The organism is Embleya sp. NPDC025285, from assembly GCF_055558835.1.
This window is the reverse complement of sequence record NZ_JBVHLU010000078.1, coordinates 37183-55126: the sequence shown is the minus strand read 5'-3', so window position 1 is coordinate 55126 and position 17944 is coordinate 37183. Positions and strand designations below refer to the sequence as shown.

Sequence of the window (17944 nt, the reverse complement as noted above, 5' to 3'; positions counted from 1 at the left end):
GGCCGGTACGGGAGTCCGGCCGGCGCGCCCGTCCCGGGCAACAGCGGCATGCGCGTCGTCGCGGTCGGGTAATCGCGATGAGTTTTCCCGACCGATCGCGATGAGTTCTTCCGACCATTCGAGTCCACCCCTCGAGGACCCGCTGGACTCGTAGTGGACCCGCGGTGGATTTCGGACCGGAATCGAACGACGACGCGCGGCACCGCCGCAGAGGAGTCACCCCATGACACTGGACCTGCAATCGCCGGCCGCGACCATCGCCCGGCTCGCGGACGGGATCGAGGACGAACGACTCGACGATCCGACGCCGTGTACGCACTACAGGATCCGGGATCTGCTTTCCCACCTGGTCGGGCTGACCGCCGCGTTCCGCGACGCGGCGCGCAAGGAGTTCGGCCCGTCGACGCAGACCGCACCCGGTGGCACGATGCCCGCCCTGGATCCGCGGTGGCGCGATCTGCTGTCTCGGCAGTTGCCCGAGATGGTGGACGCCTGGCGCAAGCCGGACGCGTGGGAGGGCGAGACCCAGGCCGGTGGCGTGACGTTGCCCGCCGAGATCATGGGCCTGGTCGCACACAACGAACTCGTCCTGCACGGCTGGGACCTGGCCCGCGCGCTGGGCCGGGACTACACGGTGGACACCGCGAACCTGGAGGCGTCCCTGGCCTTCCTCACCCCGCCGCCGGACGCCGACCACTCCGTCGACGCCCCCGTGGACGCCCAGGGCCTGTTCGCCCGCGCGGTGCCGCTGCCTGCCGACGCTCCGCTGCTCGACCGCGTGGTGGCCATGGCCGGACGAGCCCCGAACTGGCCTGCGGCGGAGTAGGCGCGGGCCGCGACGGGCGGGCGGATCGTACCGGCCGGATCGCTGCGGAGTCGCCCGCCCGCGCCGCGTCCGCCGAACGCTCGTGCGCCTCGGCCAGGTCCTCCTCCGTCGGCGCGTCGTCCTGGGTCAGCCGCGGTCGCCAGTAGCCCGCGAACTCGATCCGCCCCTTGGCCAGGCCGCGTTCGTCCACCAGGTGTCGGCGCGGCGCCCGCACCACACCGGCCTCGCCCGCGATCCAGGCCCGCACCGAGCCGCCGGGCAGCTCCGCACCGCGCACCACGCCCAACAGCACGTCGCGGTCCCCGGGCGGGACTTCGCCGCGATGCAGCCAGTGCACGGTGAGTTCGGCTCGGCTCGGCTCGGCTCGGCTCGGCTCGCGAAGTGTTGATTCTCGGCCGTGTCGGCACCTCGGCGTACACGATCGCGCGAGCGCCCGCCGGCAGCGATGCCAGAATCGAGCCGATCGCGGGCAGCGCGGTCTCGTCGCCGACGAGGAGGTACGTATCGGCGGCGCCGAGCGCGCGGGCGTAGCTCGCCGACGGGCCGCAGCGGCCCAGCATGTCGCCGGGCCGGGCCGTCCGGGCCCGAGAATCCAAGGGTTCGAGAGAGACCGAGAGCCCGCTACGAACCGCCGGGGCGGCGGCCGGGTAGCGTGCGAGGCGTACCGGATCTTCCGGGAGCACGGACCGCGAAGGGAACGAGCCGCACGATGACGCCGCAAGCGCAGAGCCCGCACGAGGACACGGTGCTGGTCGATCGGGTCGGCCCGGCGGGTCGACTCGGACGGATCACGCTGAACCGCCCGCGCGCGATCAACGCGCTCGACCACCCGATGGTGCGCCGGATGCACGCCGCGCTCGCGGAATGGGCGGGCTACGACGAGGTCGCCGCGGTGTTGGTGACCGGAGCCGGCGAGCGCGGGCTCTGCGCGGGTGGCGACATCCGGGCGATCCGTGCCGACGCACTCGTGGGCGGGCACGCGGCGCGCGAGTTCTGGCGGGACGAATACCTGCTCAACGCGCGGATCGCGGCCTACCCGAAGCCCTACGTGGCGATCATGGACGGCGTGGTGATGGGCGGCGGCGTCGGCGTCTCCGCACACGGCGACGTCCGGATCGTCACCGAACGCTCGACGGTTGCCATGCCGGAGACCGGGATCGGCTTCGTGCCCGACGTCGGCGGCACCTACCTGCTCTCCCGCGCGCCCGGCGAACTGGGCACGCATCTGGCGCTGACCGCCGGGCCGATCGGCGCCGCCGACGCGATCCTGTGCGGGCTCGCCGACCACTTCGTACCGGTCGACCGGTTGCCGGCGCTGCTCGACGCGCTCGCCGCCGAGGACCCGGCCGATGCCGCCGCACGCCACGCCGAGATCGCGCCGGCGGGCGAACTGGCCGAGCGGCGCGAGTGGATCGACGCGTGCTACGCGGCGGACAGCGTCGAGGAGATCATGGACCGGCTGCTCGGCAGCGGCGAGCCGGCCGCGAAGGAGGCCGCCGAATCGATCGCCGGGAAGTCGCCGACGTCGCTCAAGGTCACCCTGGCCGCGCTGCGCCGGGCCCGGGAGTTGGATTCGCTGGCTCTCGTGTTGGACCAGGAGTATCGGGTCTCGTGCGCGTCGCTGGCCACGGCGGACCTGGTCGAGGGCATCCGCGCGCAGGTGGTGGACAAGGACCGTGATCCGCGCTGGTCGCCCGCGACGTTGGCGCAGGTCGGTCCGGCCGAGGTCGCGGCGTTCTTCGCGCCGCTGGGTGAACGGGAGTTGGGGTTGGCGGCGACGACCCGCTGAGCGCTGCGTCGCCGGTCGGTTCGTCCGTCGCCGACCCGACGGGCCCATCCGGCCGCGGGCCGCGGTGCCACGTGGCCCCGGCGGGCGAGACCTGTCCCAGGGATGCCTGAGCCACCTTAGGCACCCGCCGGGCGGGAGTGGCCCGGCGGATGCGGCATCCGCCCGATGTCGGCGACCCGACTGGCCCGCGAGGCTGTGACCACGAGCCGGACGCACCGGGTCGGAGGGAACGGGAGCGGGTCATGGTCGAGTACGACATGTTCAAGGCACGTGAGCGCGAGATCCTCGCCGGCGCGGAGCAGTCACGAGTGCGGCAGGCGGCGTGGCGGGCGCGCCGGGCCGAGGCGAAGGCGCGCCGGGCCGAGCGTGTGGGGGCGGCGGCGCTGGCCACCCTCGCGGTGATCGAGGTAGGCGACGTGCACCGGCAGTTGCACCTCTTGGCTCGGTGAGCACCGGGAGCACCGGGAGCACCGGGAGCACCGGGAGCACCGGGAGCACCGGGAGCACCGGGAGCACCGGGAGCACGCCCAACGGCGCTTCGTGGCAGGTCTGTTCCCGTCGCGCGGCGGGTGTCCTCGGGCGCCGCCGAGCATGGCCCGTGGTCGGCTCTTCCCGCGCGACGACTCCCGTGGGAGAGTGATCGCCGCACGCGCCGAACCCCGGATGGGCACGATAGAGGTGTGGAACTGTGTCGGTCCTCGATCTCACTCCAGAGCGCATCGCCGAGGATACGCGGTACCTGCTTCGTGACATCCCGCCCGACCGCACGATTTTGCTGCATTCATCGCTCAGAGCCTTTCTGGAGCCCCTGTCGGCCCGGGAAGCGACCCGCGGTCGTGACGGTGCGGGTCCCGGTGTCGTACGGTCGGGCCCCGAGGCCGATATGGCGAAGGTCGTCGTGGACGGGGTCGTCGACGGCCTGGGACGCGACGCCACCCTTGCCGTACCGACCTTCACCTCCTGGAACTCGCTGACCTCGCACGCCTATCGGGCCGCGGTCGAGGGGAAGACCCCCGAGGAGCGCGCCCGCATCGAAGCCGCCCTGCCCGCTTTCGATCCCGCAACCACCCCGTCGGAGGAGGTCGGCTTCCTGACCGAGGTGATCCGGCGGCGCGGATTTCGCAGCAGACATCCACAGACGTCGTTTGCCGCCATCGGGAAACGTGGTCGCGAAATTGTCGACGGGCACGACCCGCGCAGTCACTTGGGCGAGGCTTCCCCGCTCGGCGCCCTGTACCGAACGCCGAACACCCACATTCTCATGGCGGGCACCGACTGGGACACGTGCACGGCCTTCCACCTGGCGGAGTACAAGCGGGAGAATCCACAGGAGCGGCACTACCAGACTCGGGTGTACAGCCCGCTCAACGGTCGCGGTGAATTCACCCAGTACCGCGACGTGGTCCTTGACGACAGTGACTTCATGGGCATCGGCAAAGCCTTCATGGAACACGGTGCCGGCCTCACGAAGGGTGGCTTCATCGGAGGCGCGAAATGCCTTTTGGTGCCCTTCAAACCGGCCGTCGACTTTGCGGTTCGGTACATGGAAGAGAATCGTGTACCGCTCGCGCCGGAGGACCTGAGGAAATTCACGATGCAGCGGGACCTGGTCGACGGGTATACCCAGACCAAAGAGTTCTCGCAGGAGCGGCAGAGCTTTCTGCTCCGCCCGGTGGGGGCGCGTATTTCGTCGAAGCAGCTCGGGTTGACCATGACGCCCGCGTCCGAGGCGCTGCGAACGCCCCGGAAGGACCTCAGTCACCGCGATCGGGTGACCGACCAGAGCCCGGCCTACCGAGCCGCGGTGTCGCGCCCCCGGGAAATCTCCTCGGAGTGAGTCCGGCCGCCCGGGTCCGCCGTGGGCTTCGCTTTCACGGCGTCGGTTCGGGTGTGCGCGGGCCCCGCCGGGTGATCACGCGGGTGGTTGTGGTGGTGGGCAGAATCGGGGGTGGTTCGGTGGGCTCCGGCACCGGCCCCGGCAGCGGGCGAGGGGTACGCCCCGGGCCGAACTCGAGCGCGATCACGTGTTCGCGCAGGGTGCGGTCGAGCAGGACGACGGAGGCCGCCTCGGGTACGACCGCGCCGCCCTGTACGGACAGCGCCAGCAACAACTGCGCCAGACCGCGCCGGTGTTTGTCGAAGACCCGCCCGGGGACCCAGCGCCCGCGCCGCTCTTGGCCGGCCAGCGCGTCGGCCGCGTCCACCGCGAGCAGTACCAGGTGAAGTTCGCGCCGCTGTCGGCCGGCGGATCGGGCCAGCCAGCGGCGCATCCAGGGTCTGCTGCCGCAGTCGTGCACCAGCACCGGTCCGCCGCCGCGCACCTGCGTGCGCAGCCGCCGCACGTGTTGCAGTCGCACCCACGGCCGATAGACCGCGTACGGCAGCCAGCCGGGCATCCGGGTCTGATATTCGACGTGCACCGTGCGCGGGTCGATCACCGTCGCCGATCGGGACCAGCGGTGCAGCAACGTGCTCTTGCCACTGCCGGGCAGCCCGGAGACCACCACCACCGAGTCGCTCGGGTAGCCCAATACGGCGGGCCCGCGCTCGCGTCCGCGCAGGTCCACCATCCCGCGCGGGCGCAGCGGCAGGCCGGGATCGGCCGGCGGTTTTTCCCGCGCGTCCGTCCGGTCCGGCCTGTGCGGCTCGCCCACTGTCGCCTCCCCCACAAGCGGACATCCTCACAGGTCGCGCCGCCTGCGGGGCAGCCGGGGCCGCCAACGATAATCATCGTCGACGGCCGCCGCCGCGTGGGAGTGGACGCGCCCGGCCACCGCCCGGTCACCCGGTCGGTGGCCGGCCCGGACTTCCGCACGTGCCCGCCGACCGGACCGGCGAGCGGGGCCCCAGGATGTTCAGCCCGTCTTCGCCTCCCGCGGCTCGTGCCGGTCCCCGTCCCGGATCAGCCACGTGCACAACACCGCCGCCACGAACGCCAGGACGGACATCAGCAGGCACACCTGTGCCAGGCCCGCCGTGAACGCCTCGCGGGCGCTGTCCAGCGCGGCCGGATGCTCGGACAGCGGCTCGAACCGCCCGGAGACCACGCCGTCCCGAGCCTGGTCGACGGCGCCTTCGGGCACCCCGCCGCGCGCCGGCACGTCGCCGCCCAGTTCGTCCCCCACCCGTGCGGTCAGCAGCGCGCCGCCGGCGGCGACCCCGATCGAAGTGCCCAGCGGGAAGAACATGTCGGTCGCACCGGAGGCCCGGGCGGCCGCGGCCGGGGACGCGGCCTGAACGTGGCTGCGGGGCGGAGTCGGGCGCGACGCGGAGCGGAAAGCGGGGCCGGGCGCGGAACCGGGTGGGCCGCCTCCGACGGATGGCGAGGCGGTGGCGCTGAGGGCGCGGCGCGCTTATGGCCGAGTCGGAGTGCGTGGCCGGGCCGTTCGTGGGCGCGGCTCATGCGGCGAAGCAGCACGGTCCACACGACGGCGGGCCGGTGCGCGGCGGCGTCGGGCATCGGCGCGGACCGGACCCGGTCTCAAGCGCAGTGCGGTGCGTGAGGGCGGGCGACTGCGGCGGTGGTGCCGGGGGCGGCGTGGTGGGTGGGAGTGGGGCCGTCAGTGGTCCTTGACGGTCAGGCCCAGGAGATGCGCGAAGGCGGGCGCCAGGGTGAGGAGTTGGGCGGTGTTGATGGTGGCGCCGCGTAGCGCTTCGAGGCCGGACGCGATGTCGAGGGCGCCGGCCTCGCGCAGGTCGACCCGGGTCATTCGGGCGCCGTCCAGGCGGGCCCGCTCCAGGGTCGAGCCGGGGAAGCCCACGTCGGTCAGGGTCGCGCCGGCGAAGTCGACGTCGCGGAGCAGGCAGTCCACGAAGGTGACCTCGCGCAGCTTGGTCTGCCGCAGGTTGACCGAGTCGAACTTGCACTGATGAAAGACCACGCGCCGCATCGTGGCGCCGAAGACCTCGGTCCCGGCCAGTACGCACGCGGTGAACTCGGCGTCCATCCACGCGGTCTCCGCGAAGTCGACCCCCACGACGCGCGCGCCGTGCAGCCACACGTCGTCGAACCGGGCCCGCCGGTACCGGCCGCCGGTGAACGTGACCGCCGAGAACGCCGACGACGTGAACGCGGAGCCGCCGCCCTCCACCTCCACGAAGGCATTGCCGTCGAAGTGCGCGAGTTCGTGGTCGCCGTCCCGGTCGAGTTCGCCCTCGAACGCCACGAGGCGGTGTGCGTAGGGCAGTTGCGCGAGTTCACGCGGGGTGCGGGCACGCATCGGAATCCTCCATGGACGCATCGTCGGGACCGGGTCCCACTGGCGACTCCCACCCGCGACAGTGCATCGTTCGGCCGGGGCGGGAGTGCCCCATGCCTATCGTGCGACGCGCCGTTTCACCGAATCGTCGAGGCGCGCACGAGGGTCGATCGGATAGCGCCGTACCGATGCGAAGGCAGTCGTAAATCACCCCATTTCAGCGCCGAAGGGCACCTGTAATTCTTGTCACTCCCCGCCATCGGCTGCCCGGCCGGCCGCCCTCCGAGCCCTCGCCACAACCCGACCGAGCGTCCCACCAGGGCTGTTGCCGCACGGTCGAGCGCACGGCGGCCGCGAACGTGCCCTCCGCGCCGAGTTCGCTGAAAACGATTCTGCGGCCGAGGTGCCGTTGCCGGTCCGGCTCGCTTCACGGTCATCCGTGTGTCAGGAGGGGAACGGGGCCAGTGGTGGTTCTGCGCCGGCGGCCAGGGCCTCGATGCGCGCGGCGATGCCGTCCAGGGATCGATCGGGGGTCTGGGTGTAGATGTGCAGGGCGTACGCCTCGCGTTCGTCGGGGCCCTGGCGCAGGTGGGCCGGCGTCGCGGCGAAGGCCCGCAGACCCTGGCCGCCGGCGGCCGGTTGCTCGCAGAGTTCGCTCATGTCCACCGCGGACACACCCCCGCCGCGGAACGGTCGTCCTCGATCGCGATCGGCGACATCGCCCCAGCGAACAGCACGTGGCAAGCCGCCATCGCCTCGACGCCCAGGCCGCTGCGGGCCGGCAGCGCGACACCGTGGTCGATGATCGGCAGCGCGGCCGGCACGTTCGGCCCACGCAGCGCGAGCCGCCGCGCGACCCCGGGATAGGCGCGCAGGATCGGCCGGGCGGCCAACAACAACTCGCGGAACCATTCCCGCCACGGCAGATCGGGATCGAGCACCGGGAAGCGGGCCACGACCTCCTCGCCCACCGCGTGTGCCACCGCGTCCCGATCACCCACGTGGTGCTGGAGCACCTGCGGCCACGAGTCGAGCGCGGTGGCCCGACTCCGGATCGTCCAGCCCTCCACCCCACCTCGGCGGTCAACGCGGTGGCCACACGCACGACCCGATCCCGCGTCACCGGCTGGTTCGAGCGCACCGGCGTAAGCCTGGCCTTGGGCACGACAACCACACCCTGACCACTCGGATCGACACCCACGACCCACCCAAACCACGGGACGCCCACACCCACCCCGGGCGGCCGGGCCGACACCCACGATGGAGCGTCACGGATCCCGCGCCGCCCCCACCGGCCACTTCCCGCTCGCGCCCACGCGAACCGGACCCACGCCGACCCACGACCCACACGTCTCCGAACCACGCCGACGCGGCCACGCCCACCGACACCCGACGGCCCGCACCCTACGCACCGACGTACCGCCCCGACGCCCTCTCGTGTCCCGTGGGCGCCCGGGCCCTAGGGTCGTGGGTATCGAATCGAGACTCGGGAGAGTGGGTGTGGGCGTGGGCGCGCGTGTGGTGGCGGTGAGCCGGGAAGCGGAGCATCGGTTCACGAAGGCGAATGTGGAGAGCATTCGGCTGTTGGCCGGACTCGGAGTCGAGGGCGATGCCCATCTCGGGGTCACCGTGCAACATCGTTCCCGGGTCGCGGCCGACCCCACGCAGCCCAATCTGCGTCAGGTCCACCTGATCCACGCCGAGTTGTTCGAGGAACTGGCCGAGGCCGGCTTCACCGTCGCGGCGGGCGAGTTGGGCGAGAACGTCACCACCCGCGGGGTCGACCTGCTCGGTCTGCCCACCGGGACGCTGCTGCGCCTGGGCGCCGAAGCCGTGGTCGAGGTGACCGGGCTGCGCAACCCGTGTCCGCAGATCAACGCCTTCCAGGACGGCCTGCTCAAGGCCGTCGTCGGCCGCGACGAGGCGGGCGGCATCGTCCGCAAGGCGGGCATCATGGCCATCGTGCGCACCGGTGGCGACATCCGGCCCGGCGACGCGATCGCCGTCGAGTTGCCCGCGCCACCCCACCGCGCACTCGAACGCGTCTGAGCGACCCACTCGCCCGGCACCGAGTTCCGGAACGCCGCCAGGGCGATCAAGGTCGCGGCCATCCACCCCACGGCCCACCCCACCGGCCCGCGCCGGTGGTGGTGTTCTCCACGCTGCTCGGCGCCGCCGTCGGTGTCGCCGCCGGATGGCGCGGCGGCCTGCTCGACTCGCTGCTCTCGCGCGGGTCGGAACTCACCCTCGCCTTTCCCGGGTTGCTCCTGGCGATCCTGATCGTGTCGGTGAACGGCGAGGGATTGATGGCACCGGTCGTCGCGCTGGCGATCGCGTACTTCCCGTAACGTGAGTCGGCTGACCCGCTCGCTCGTGCTCGCCGAACGCGAACGCCCCTACATCGCCGCGTACAAGGTGCAGGGCCACTCCGGGGCGCAGATCTGCCTGCGGCACGTGATCCCCAACATCGCGCCGGTGGTGCCGGCGCAGTCCACCGTCAACTTCGGGTACGCCTTGATCGACCTGGCCGGCCTGTCCTTCCTCGGCCTCGGCGTGCCCGCCCTCACCCCCGACTGGGGACGCATGGTCTTCGACGGCAAATCCGCCATCCAGAGCGGTTGTCCGCTCTCGGCAATCGTCCCGTGTGTGGTGATCGTCCTGACCGTTGTCGCCTTCAACGTCGTCGGCGAGCGCTGGGCCGACCGAGTAGCCGGGAGGCGGCGGTGAGCACACTCGACATCCGCGGGCTGCGGCTGCGGCTCCCGCACACCGCCCGCCCGGTCCTGGACGGCGTCGACCTGAGCGTCGGGGCGTCCGACACGGTCGCGCTGGTTTGGTGCCGCGTCCCGGCTGGGACCCTCGGGCGATCGGCGTGGCCCGGCGCGCACTGGCGGCGCAGGACGCCCGACCCGACGAGGCCGCCTGACCGCGGCAGGTGGAGGTCGCCTCAGTACACGTCTCGGACGTACCTTCGTTCGCCCGCGAGTTGCCGCACGTACGCCTCGGCGTCGTCCTCGGACAGGCCACCGTGCGCCGTGGCGATCTCGCGCAGCGCGCGGTCGACGTCCTTGGCCATCCGGCCCGCGTCGCCGCAGACGTAGAAGTGCGCTCCGCGTTGGAGCCAGTCCCACAGTCTGGGTCCGTGCTCGCGCATCCGGTCCTGGACGTAGATCTTGGCCCGTTGGTCGCGGGAGAACGCCAGGTCGAGGCGTTCCAGTCGGCCGGTGCGCCGGAACTCGGCGAGCTCGTCGCGGTAGTAGAAGTCGGTCGCCCGGCGCTGCTCGCCGAAGAACAGCCAGTTCGGGCCCGGGTGGCCGCGTGCCTCGCGGTCGGCCAGGAAGCCGAGGAATGGCGCCACCCCGGTGCCCGGGCCGACCATGATGGCCGGTGCCAGCGGGTCGGCCGGCGGCCGGAAGTGCGGCGCGCGTCGGACGAAGATCGACACCGGACCGCCGGCCGCGGCGGCCTCGGCCAGATAGGTCGAGCACACCCCCTTGCGCACGGCGCCGGCCTCGTTGCGGTAGCGCACCACCGACACCGTGATCCGAATCTCGTGGGGGTGGGCCAGTGGGCTGGACGAGATCGAGTACATCCGCGGCTCCAACCGGCGAAGCACACCGGCCCATTCGTCCGCCGCGGCACGGATCGGGAAGGCTTCCAGGACATCGACCGCCTGTCGACCCCAGCTCCACTTGGCCAGTTCGCCCCGGTTGTCCGCGCGGAGCAACCGCGCCAGGTCCCGGTCGCGGGTGCGATCGGCGACGAACCGCAACAGTTCCGGGGTGATCCGGGTGATCTCCAACCGCGTCCGCAACGCCTCGCCGAGCGGTAGTTCGCCCAGGTCGGGCAGGGTGATCGGCGCCGTCGGGTCCAGACCGGTCGCGGCCAGCCACTCGGCCACGGTCTCGGGGTGGTTGACCGGCCATATCCCGAGCGCGTCCCCCGGCGCGTATTCCAGGGCGGCCTGCTCGCCGCCTCCGCGCGCGTCGAAGACGAACTCCCGCACCTCCTTGGCGGATCCGGGCAGCCCGAGCAGCCGATCGCCGATCAGTGGAGCGGGAAAGGGCGTCGCCTTCGAGTAGCCGAGGCCGGCGGGCGGCGCGGTGGGAGGTGCACTCGCTGGCGCGGGCGGCACGGCGGTGGTCGAGAGTGGGCCGGCCGCGTCCGCGGCCGGCGAGCCCGGTGCGCCATCGCCGGTCAGGGCCGCGACCACTCGCTCCAGCCACTGCGCGGCGGTCCGCTCGTAGTCGGGTTCGCAATCGGCGCGCGGGGTGATCCGGGTGCCGCCGAGTTCGGCGAACCGCTCGTCGAGCCGCCGCCCGTGCGCACAGAAGTCGCTGTAGCCGGAGTCGCCGAGGGCGAGCACGCCGTAGCGCAACCCGTCCAGCCGGGGCCGCCCGTCCACGGCGAGCGCGGCCCAGAACCCGGCCCCGCCGTCCGGTGCCTCACCGTCGCCGAAGGTGCTGGTGATCATCAGTACGGGCACGCCGATCGGCAGCGAATCGGGGGTGCGGTCGGCCATCTCCACCACGCTCGGCCGCAGGCCCGCCTCGGTCAGCCGGCGCGCGGTCGCGCCGGCGACGTCCTCGGCGTTGCCGGTCTGCGAGGCCCACAACACCAGCACGTCGTGGTCGTCATCCGCCGCCGGCCTCGCCGGCCCGGGTTCGGTCGCCGGCTCCGGTCGGTGGGCGGGCTCGGGTCGGAGCGCCGGCTCGGCGTCCGCTCCGGAGAACATCCCGGCCAGATACCCGTTGACCCAGGTCACCCGCTCCGGCGCGATCGGGGAGCGCGCCGGCAGCACCGGGACGCGGGCGGCTCCGACCGTCGCCAGGGAGCGCGTCGCGCCGGCCATGAACCCGGCCAGGTAACGTCGTTCCTCGTCGGTGAACACGGGCGGCGCGAGGTCCACGAAATCGCCGAACCCGGCCGGTTCGCCGCCGCCGGGCGACGCCGCGGGCTGTTGCTCCGGTACCGGGTGCGCCTTTCCGGACTCGGTTCGGGACGGCCCGGCCACCTTGGTCAACGCCACCGCGCAGGCCTTGAATTCGGGCTGGAAGGAGATCGGGTCGACCGCGTCGTTGGTGACCGCGTTGATGCCGAGGTACTCGCCGAACCGGTCGTTCCAGTGGAACGGCGCGAAACAATCGCCGGGCCGGACGCGGTCGCTCACCTGAGCGGGCAGTACCGCGCGCCCGCGCCGGGAGGCCACCTCGACCCGATCGCCCGCCGCGACGCCCAGCGCGCGTGCGTCCTCCGGGTGGATCTCGACGAACGGACCGGGGTTGAGCCGATTGAGGGTGGCGATCGTGCCGGTCTTGGTCATGGTGTGCCACTGGTGCGGTAGTCGTCCGGTATTGAGCACCATCGGGTAGTCGTCGTCCGGCAGTTCGGCCGGCGGCAGGTGCGGCCGGGCGAAGAACGCCGCCCGACCGCCGGGCCTCGGAAAGCGCAACCGCGGCCGGCCGCCCGCCGTCGGTGTGTCGTCTTGGACCAGGTAGCGGATCGGGTTCCGGTCCGGGCCGTCGGGAGCCGAACTCGGCCACTGCACGGGCGTATCGCGCAGTCGCCGGTAACCGACCCCGCGCAGGTCGTAGCCGGTGGTCGGGTTCCACGCCCGCTTCAGCTCCTCGAACACCTCCTCGGCGCTGTCGTAGTCGAAGGCGTCGGCGAACCCCATCTCGCTCGCCACCCGGGCGATGATCCGCCAGTCCGGCAGCGCCTCGCCGACCGGATCGGCGGCCTGCCGGGAAAGGGTGAGGTTGCGCTCGGAGTTGACCATGACACCCTCGGTCTCCGCCCACATCGCGGCCGGCAACACCACGTCGGCGTAGGCGTTGGTCTCGGTGTCCGCGAACACGTCCTGGACGACCACGAATTCGGCCGCCTCCAGACCCGCGATCACGGTCGCGCGGTTCGCCACCGAGGCGACCGGGTTGGTGCAGATGATCCAGCACGCCTTGATCTCGCCGGCGGCCATCCGGGTGAACATGTCCACCGTGCCCAGACCCGGTTCCGGCCGCAGCGTGCCCGGCGGCACACCCCACAGGTCCTCGACGAACTCCCGCTCCTCGGCCACCATGACCGAGCGCTGGCCGGGCAGTCCCGGCCCCATGTAGCCCATCTCCCGCCCGCCCATCGCGTTCGGCTGACCGGTCAGCGAGAGCGGGCCGCTGCCCGGTCGGCAGATCGCGCCGGTGGCAAGGTGCAGGTTGCACAGCGCGTTGGTGTTCCAGGTGCCGTGCGTGCTCTGGTTGAGCCCCATCGTCCAACAGCTCGTCCACTCCCCCGCCGCGCCGATCCAGCGCGCGGCCTGCCGGATGTCCGCCTCCGGGATGCCGGTGATCTCGGCGACCCGGGCGGGCGGATAGTCCCGCAGGAAGTCGGGCATCACCTCCCAGCCCTCGGTGAACTCGGCGATGAACGCGGGATCGGTGTCGCCGTTTTCCACCAGCAGGTGCAACAGACCGTTCAACAGCGCGAGGTCGGTGCCGGGCTTGATCCGCAGGAACAGATCGGCCTTGTCGGCGGTGGCGGTGCGGCGCGGGTCCACCACGATCAGCTTGGCGCCGGCCCGGACCCGATCCATCATCCGCAGGAACAGGATCGGGTGGCAGTCGGCCATGTTCGCGCCGATCACGAAGAACACGTCGGCGTGCTCGAAGTCCTGGTACGAGCCGGGCGGTCCGTCGGCGCCGAGGGAGAGCTTGTAGCCGCTGCCCGCGCTGGCCATGCACAGCCGGGAGTTCGACTCGATCAGGTTGGTCCCGACGAAGCCCTTGGCCAGCTTGTTGGCCAAGTATTGGGCCTCCAGGGTGAGTTGGCCGGAGACGTAGAAGGACAGCGCGTCCGGCCCGTGTGCGTCCAGGATCTCCCGCAGTCGCCGTGCGGTCGCGCCGATCGCGGCGTCCACGCCGGTCGGCACGGGCGGCGCGCCGCGGTCGTCCCGGACCAGGGCAGTGCCCAGTCGGCCCGGCGCGGCGAGCAGATCGGCGCTGGTGGCACCCTTCGTACACAACCGACCGCGGTTGGTCGGATGCTTGCTGTCACCACGGGCCTTGACCACGGTGCGGCGTCCGGTCGCGGTGTCGATGGTGACGTCGAGCAGCATGCCGCAGCCCACGCCGCAGTAGGAGCAGACGGTCCGCACGGTGGTGTCGGCTGCCCGGGGAACCGTTGCCGACACGGGCGTTCCTCCTCGTCGTTCGGGTTGTTCGGGTCGTTCGGGCCGTTCGGGCTGTTCGGGCCGTTCGGGCTGTTCAGGCTGTTCAGGCTGTTCGGGCCGTTCGGGCCGTTCGGGCCGTTCGGGCGGTTCACGCGGTTCGGGCCTCAGAGGCTCGATATGCCGTTACGCGGAGCGCGCACGTGGTCTCGGCCCATGGCGGGGTGAAGCCCACGTTCCGGACGCTAGAGAGCGGTGGTTTCGGCGGCGTGACACACCTCGGCGTCGGGGGTTACGTCGATCGCACGGGCGCGATGGCCGGACGGTGAGGCGCGCCGCGTACCCGGTGTGGCGATCCGCCGCGCGGGGGCGCTCCGTAACGCGTCGAGGACTCTCGGTCGATTCACGAGTTGTCGTGACGATACGGCGCATCGCCCGCGCCGGGAGCATGGCGCCGCAAACGCCGGCCCGGTTCGGTCGGCGGTGGGGACGGTGGGATGGGCTCGAAGGACGGGGCGCGGGATCCGGATCCGTCCGCGGCGGGCGCCGTACGGATCGGCCGCGGACGATACCGCTTCCCGTCCTCCGCCGCGATTGCCCGCGCGAGACGCCGGCGGACCGGACGAGGAATCGGCCCACGAGGACCCGCCGGACGGCGAGTACGCCGGCGCGCCGCGCCCTCCTCGCCGGCGGGTCGGCACGGTGTCCTCGACGCGGCGCCGGCGTTCGTCGACGGGTGCGACCGCGAGCGCGCCGGCCCGGCAGCCCCGCCACGTCCGGGCGCACGAGCGCCTTCGCGAACCGCGATTCGTGGGTGATCGGCCACGGCGCCGGCCATTGCCGATCCGTCTCGGCCGCGTACGCACCGGCGAACTCGGCCCTTGTTCGCGCGTGTTCGATCCGGATGGACGCCCCGCTCCCCGGGCCGCGCCGGGGAGTTGGGGGCGATGCCTCGGCGGATCAACTCCGCGCGGGTCGAGACGCCGAGCTTGCGGCGAGCGTCAGGACTCCTGCCCCTGCTGCCCGGCGAGCAGCGCGGCGAGCGCCGCGACGATGTGCGCGTCGGTGGTGGCCTTGTCCACGCCCAGGCCGGCGAGCACGCCCGTGCCGTCCTCGAACTCCAGCAGGGCGAGCAGGAGGTGCTCGGTGCCGACGTAGTTGTGCCCGAGCCGCAGCGCCTCGCGGAAGGTCAACTCCAGTACCTTGCGGGCCGACGCGTCGTACGGAATCAGGTCCGGTACCCGCTCGGCGGTCGGCGGCAGCACGGCGACGACCGCCTCCCGAAGGGCCTCCGGGGTCACGCCCTGGGCGACCAGGGCCCGCCCGGCCAGGCCCGCCGGCTCGGCGAGCAGTCCCAGCACCAGGTGTGCCGGACCGATCTCGGAGTTGCCCGCCGCCCGGGCCTCGTTCTGCGCCGCCACCACCACGTTGCGGGCCCGGTCGGTGAACCGGCCGAAGCCCTGGCTCGGATCGAGGTCGGCCTCGCCGGACGCCTTCGCGACGAAGCGCTTCTGTGCCGCCTGCTTGGTGACGCCCATGCTCGTACCGATGTCCTTCCAGGACGCGCCCGATCGACGCGCCTGGTCCACGAAGTGCCCGATCAGATGGTCGGCCAACTCCCCGAGGTGGTCCGAGACGAGTACCGCGTCGGACAACTGCCGGAGGGCGTCGGGATGGGTCTGCTTGATGCTCTCGATGAGGTCGTCGAGCCGCACCGGATTCGTCATGCGCACAGGATTCTCCATGCGTCAACCATAGGTTGACGATCATGGTTCGTCAACCAACAGTTGACGGCTGATCCCATCCGCTCTCCTACCCGCTCTCCTCCCCCGATTCCGCCCCGCCCTTCCGCTCGCCCGCGCCCGTCCCGCCTCCCGCGTCCTTCCCGTCCCCCGCGCCTGCCGGCCCGTCCAGCATCGAGCGTGCCGAGCGGACCTCCCGGCGCACGTCGGTGAGCGCGTCGCGCGGGTCCTCGGCGGCCGGCCGCGCCGCCCGATCGGGCGCGTCACCGCTGCGCATCGAGGCGGCCAGCGCGCGCAGTTCGGCGGCCATGTGCGCGGCCGCCTCGGGCGAGGGCGGCGGCGCGCCGTGCGCGGTGTGTACCGCCGCCGCCGTGCCGGTGTCGATCACCCGCTCGACCGCGACGATCAGCGGCCACCACGCCGCGGCCCGCGCGCCGGCCGGCGGCGGCTCGCCCAGCGCACGCTGGAACTCGGTACGCACGTCGGACAGATCGCGGTAGATCCGCCGCCGGGTCCGCGCCCGCGCGGCCTGATCGGTCTTCTCGTCGAACGCGCACTCGATGTACCGCGCGGTATCCTCGACCGCCGTGGCCAGTCGGGCGCCGACCCGGGTGTGCCAGCTCTCCGGCCACAACGCGTAGCCCGCCACCAACACGATCGCGCAGCCGATCAGACTGTCCACCAGGCGCGGCGCGAGCAGCCCGACGCCCTGATGCCCGAGCAGGTCGGACAGGATCAGGATCAGCGGGGTGATCACCGCGGTCTGATAGCCGTAGCCGCGTCGGGAGAGGATCGGCAACGCCGCCGCGAGCACGACCACGACCGGCACCTCCCACCAGCCACGCGGCACGAACTCCAGGATCACGCCCGCCACCACCAGCCCCGCCGCCGTGCCCAGCGCGCGCAGCAGGGCGCGGGAGAAGACCGAACCGAAATCCGGCTTGAGCACGAAGGTGACGGTCAGCGGCACCCAGTACGAGCGCGGTACGTCCACCACGGACACCAGCACCTGGGCCACCCCGATGCACAGGGTCAGCCGCAGGCCGTAGCGCCAGGACTCCGCCGACACCAGCAGGTTCCGCGCGCCGGCGGCCACCCGTTCGGGCAGAGTTCCGGGCCGGCCGACCCGGTCGGGGGTGCGGTACGCGCCGGACAACGTCTCGTGCGCGTGCTCGATGGCGGCGGCGACCGCACGGTCCGCGGGGTCGGTCGCGGCGCTGCGCGGAGCCGCGCCGGTGGGCACCGTGCCGCCGCGGACCGCCGCCGCGATCTCCCGTACCGTGTCCACGTCCGCCTCGCCCACCCGCCGGTCGTCGGCGTGTACCGCAGTGGCCGCCTCGACCAGCAGGCCGACCGAGTTCAGCAGCGCGACCAGGCGCGACATGCCGCGGCTGCGGCCGGGCGCCACCGCGCGGCGGCCGAGCAGCAGGTCGTACGCGTGGTTGAGGGTCGCCGTCACCTCGGCCCGGGCCGTCTCCCACTCGGCGGTACCCGCCGCGGCGAGCAGATTCGCGGTCGCGTCGTACGCGTCGGCGACGGCGGCCCGTTCGGGAACGCGCGAGCGCGCGGGCCAGGCGAGCAGCGCCATCACCAGGACCAGCCCGGCCCCGACCAGCGTCAACATCGGCGCCCGCCACCACGGCGAGGGCATCGGCAGGCCCGCCCCGATCACCGCCATCAACAGCAGGTTCAGCCCGGACGCGGAGGCCACCGCGCCGATCGTGCTGATCATCCCGGCGACCAGGGCGAGCACGGTCAGCATCGCGACGGCCGACCAGCCGTGGCCGAACTGCGCGCTGCCGAGCGCGAGTCCGATCGCGCCCACGATCTGCGGCACCGCGATGTTGAGGACGCGCAGCCGGTAGGCGTCCGCGGTGTCCCCGAACACCGCGCCGAGCGCGCCGATGGACACCAACGCGCCGGACGCGCTGTCGCCGACGGCCACCCCGACCGCGAGCGGCGCCGCGATGCCGATCGCGGCCCGTACCGCGGCGGCCTTGGGCATCGGACCGGGGGTGGCGCGCAGTGTCAGGGTGAGCCACTCGGGCGGCGCGAGCCGACCCGGGCGGGCCGCGCCGTCGGCGCTCTCCGTACCCTCGGCGCGCCGGTCACCGCTCGGATCCTCACGTTCGGTCATGGTCATCACAGGATCCCGAACGAGACGAGGCAAACGGACAAGGCGCGCGGCGCCGGACGAGTGCGGCATTCCGCTACGCGGACCACGGTACC

Annotated in this window: 15 protein-coding genes and 2 pseudogenes; 7 read left to right on the top strand and 10 right to left on the bottom strand. The window is 72.6% G+C overall.

The features are described 5' to 3' along the window. The first annotated feature begins 223 nt into the window (after positions 1–223). Positions 224–826 (top strand): TIGR03086 family metal-binding protein, encoded by a 603-nt coding sequence (locus ACZ4FV_RS37525; protein WP_402231238.1) that lies wholly within the window; start codon positions 224–226, stop codon positions 824–826. Between the two features lie 196 nt (positions 827–1022). Here ACZ4FV_RS37525 and ACZ4FV_RS37520 read toward each other — a convergent pair. Together ACZ4FV_RS37520 and ACZ4FV_RS37515 are read right to left on the bottom strand one after the other, a co-directional pair. Continuing rightward, positions 1023–1163 (bottom strand): annotated as a pseudogene (locus ACZ4FV_RS37520) (SIP domain-containing protein); the annotation flags it as partial. Between the two features lie 100 nt (positions 1164–1263). Then, positions 1264–1386, bottom strand: a pseudogene (locus tag ACZ4FV_RS37515) (SIP domain-containing protein); the annotation flags it as partial. A gap of 149 nt (positions 1387–1535) precedes the next feature. On the opposite strand from ACZ4FV_RS37515, the gene ACZ4FV_RS37510 reads away from it, so the two are divergent. The 3 genes from ACZ4FV_RS37510 to ACZ4FV_RS37500 all read left to right on the top strand — a co-directional run bounded on the left by ACZ4FV_RS37510 (position 1536) and on the right by ACZ4FV_RS37500 (position 4452). Then, on the top strand, positions 1536–2615 hold the full coding sequence (locus ACZ4FV_RS37510; protein ID WP_402231240.1) for an enoyl-CoA hydratase/isomerase family protein: 1080 nt from the start codon (positions 1536–1538) through the stop codon (positions 2613–2615). Between the two features lie 242 nt (positions 2616–2857). Further along, positions 2858–3064, top strand: coding sequence for a hypothetical protein (locus ACZ4FV_RS37505; RefSeq protein WP_465325044.1), 207 nt, complete (start codon positions 2858–2860; stop codon positions 3062–3064). Between the two features lie 239 nt (positions 3065–3303). Continuing rightward, positions 3304–4452, top strand: a complete 1149-nt coding sequence (locus ACZ4FV_RS37500) for an aminoglycoside N(3)-acetyltransferase (RefSeq protein ID WP_395858860.1) — start codon at positions 3304–3306, stop codon at positions 4450–4452. 34 nt (positions 4453–4486) lie between these two features. Here ACZ4FV_RS37500 and ACZ4FV_RS37495 read toward each other — a convergent pair whose 3' ends face one another. The 5 genes from ACZ4FV_RS37495 to ACZ4FV_RS37475 all read right to left on the bottom strand — a co-directional run bounded on the left by ACZ4FV_RS37495 (position 4487) and on the right by ACZ4FV_RS37475 (position 7884). Further along, a complete protein-coding gene (locus ACZ4FV_RS37495) occupies positions 4487–5269 on the bottom strand; it encodes an AAA family ATPase (RefSeq protein ID WP_395858861.1) in 783 nt (260 codons plus the stop codon). Between the two features lie 201 nt (positions 5270–5470). Beyond that, the gene (locus ACZ4FV_RS37490) at positions 5471–5803 is read right to left on the bottom strand and encodes a hypothetical protein (RefSeq protein WP_465325042.1); all 333 of its coding nucleotides are present in this window, start codon (positions 5801–5803) and stop codon (positions 5471–5473) included. Between the two features lie 372 nt (positions 5804–6175). Beyond that, positions 6176–6835 carry a pentapeptide repeat-containing protein gene (locus ACZ4FV_RS37485; protein WP_402231248.1) on the bottom strand — a complete coding sequence of 220 codons (660 nt, stop codon included), beginning with the start codon at positions 6833–6835 and terminating at the stop codon, positions 6176–6178. Between the two features lie 423 nt (positions 6836–7258). Then, on the bottom strand, positions 7259–7474 hold the full coding sequence (locus ACZ4FV_RS37480; RefSeq protein ID WP_402231249.1) for a hypothetical protein: 216 nt from the start codon (positions 7472–7474) through the stop codon (positions 7259–7261). Beyond that, on the bottom strand, positions 7471–7884 hold the full coding sequence (locus ACZ4FV_RS37475; protein WP_465325039.1) for a hypothetical protein: 414 nt from the start codon (positions 7882–7884) through the stop codon (positions 7471–7473). The genes ACZ4FV_RS37480 and ACZ4FV_RS37475 overlap by 4 nt, the downstream gene beginning before the upstream one ends. A gap of 448 nt (positions 7885–8332) precedes the next feature. Between ACZ4FV_RS37475 and ACZ4FV_RS37470 the strand changes: the two genes are divergently transcribed. The 3 genes from ACZ4FV_RS37470 to ACZ4FV_RS37460 all read left to right on the top strand — a co-directional run bounded on the left by ACZ4FV_RS37470 (position 8333) and on the right by ACZ4FV_RS37460 (position 9541). Beyond that, a complete protein-coding gene (locus tag ACZ4FV_RS37470) occupies positions 8333–8863 on the top strand; it encodes an MOSC domain-containing protein (protein ID WP_465325047.1) in 531 nt (176 codons plus the stop codon). Between the two features lie 95 nt (positions 8864–8958). Continuing rightward, the gene (locus ACZ4FV_RS37465) at positions 8959–9162 is read left to right on the top strand and encodes a hypothetical protein (RefSeq protein ID WP_395858866.1); all 204 of its coding nucleotides are present in this window, start codon (positions 8959–8961) and stop codon (positions 9160–9162) included. 1 nt (position 9163) lies between these two features. Then, the gene (locus tag ACZ4FV_RS37460; protein ID WP_395858867.1) at positions 9164–9541 is read left to right on the top strand and encodes an ABC transporter permease; all 378 of its coding nucleotides are present in this window, start codon (positions 9164–9166) and stop codon (positions 9539–9541) included. Positions 9542–9761: 220 nt separating this feature from the next. On the opposite strand, the gene ACZ4FV_RS37455 is transcribed toward ACZ4FV_RS37460, so the two are convergent. From ACZ4FV_RS37455 to ACZ4FV_RS37445, 3 genes are all read right to left on the bottom strand, one after another. After that, positions 9762–13997 (bottom strand): molybdopterin-dependent oxidoreductase, encoded by a 4236-nt coding sequence (locus ACZ4FV_RS37455; RefSeq protein ID WP_465325037.1) that lies wholly within the window; start codon positions 13995–13997, stop codon positions 9762–9764. A gap of 977 nt (positions 13998–14974) precedes the next feature. Then, positions 14975–15718 carry a Clp protease N-terminal domain-containing protein gene (locus ACZ4FV_RS37450; protein WP_395858869.1) on the bottom strand — a complete coding sequence of 248 codons (744 nt, stop codon included), beginning with the start codon at positions 15716–15718 and terminating at the stop codon, positions 14975–14977. 67 nt (positions 15719–15785) lie between these two features. After that, positions 15786–17858, bottom strand: a complete 2073-nt coding sequence (locus tag ACZ4FV_RS37445) for an FUSC family protein (RefSeq protein WP_402231257.1) — start codon at positions 17856–17858, stop codon at positions 15786–15788. Positions 17859–17944 lie beyond the last annotated feature (86 nt).

Excerpts from the sequence above, each read along its gene's own strand:
- ACZ4FV_RS37505 (WP_465325044.1), top strand. The coding sequence starts at position 2,858 with ATGGTCGAGTACGACATGTTCAAGGCACGTGAGCGCGAGATCCTCGCC.
- ACZ4FV_RS37445 (WP_402231257.1), bottom strand. The coding sequence starts at position 17,858 with ATGACCATGACCGAACGTGAGGATCCGAGCGGTGACCGGCGCGCCGAG.
- ACZ4FV_RS37450 (WP_395858869.1), bottom strand. The coding sequence starts at position 15,718 with ATGGAGAATCCTGTGCGCATGACGAATCCGGTGCGGCTCGACGACCTC.
- ACZ4FV_RS37485 (WP_402231248.1), bottom strand. The coding sequence starts at position 6,835 with ATGCGTGCCCGCACCCCGCGTGAACTCGCGCAACTGCCCTACGCACAC.
- ACZ4FV_RS37480 (WP_402231249.1), bottom strand. The coding sequence starts at position 7,474 with ATGAGCGAACTCTGCGAGCAACCGGCCGCCGGCGGCCAGGGTCTGCGG.
- ACZ4FV_RS37510 (WP_402231240.1), top strand. The coding sequence starts at position 1,536 with ATGACGCCGCAAGCGCAGAGCCCGCACGAGGACACGGTGCTGGTCGAT.
- ACZ4FV_RS37525 (WP_402231238.1), top strand. The coding sequence starts at position 224 with ATGACACTGGACCTGCAATCGCCGGCCGCGACCATCGCCCGGCTCGCG.
- ACZ4FV_RS37490 (WP_465325042.1), bottom strand. The coding sequence starts at position 5,803 with ATGTTCTTCCCGCTGGGCACTTCGATCGGGGTCGCCGCCGGCGGCGCG.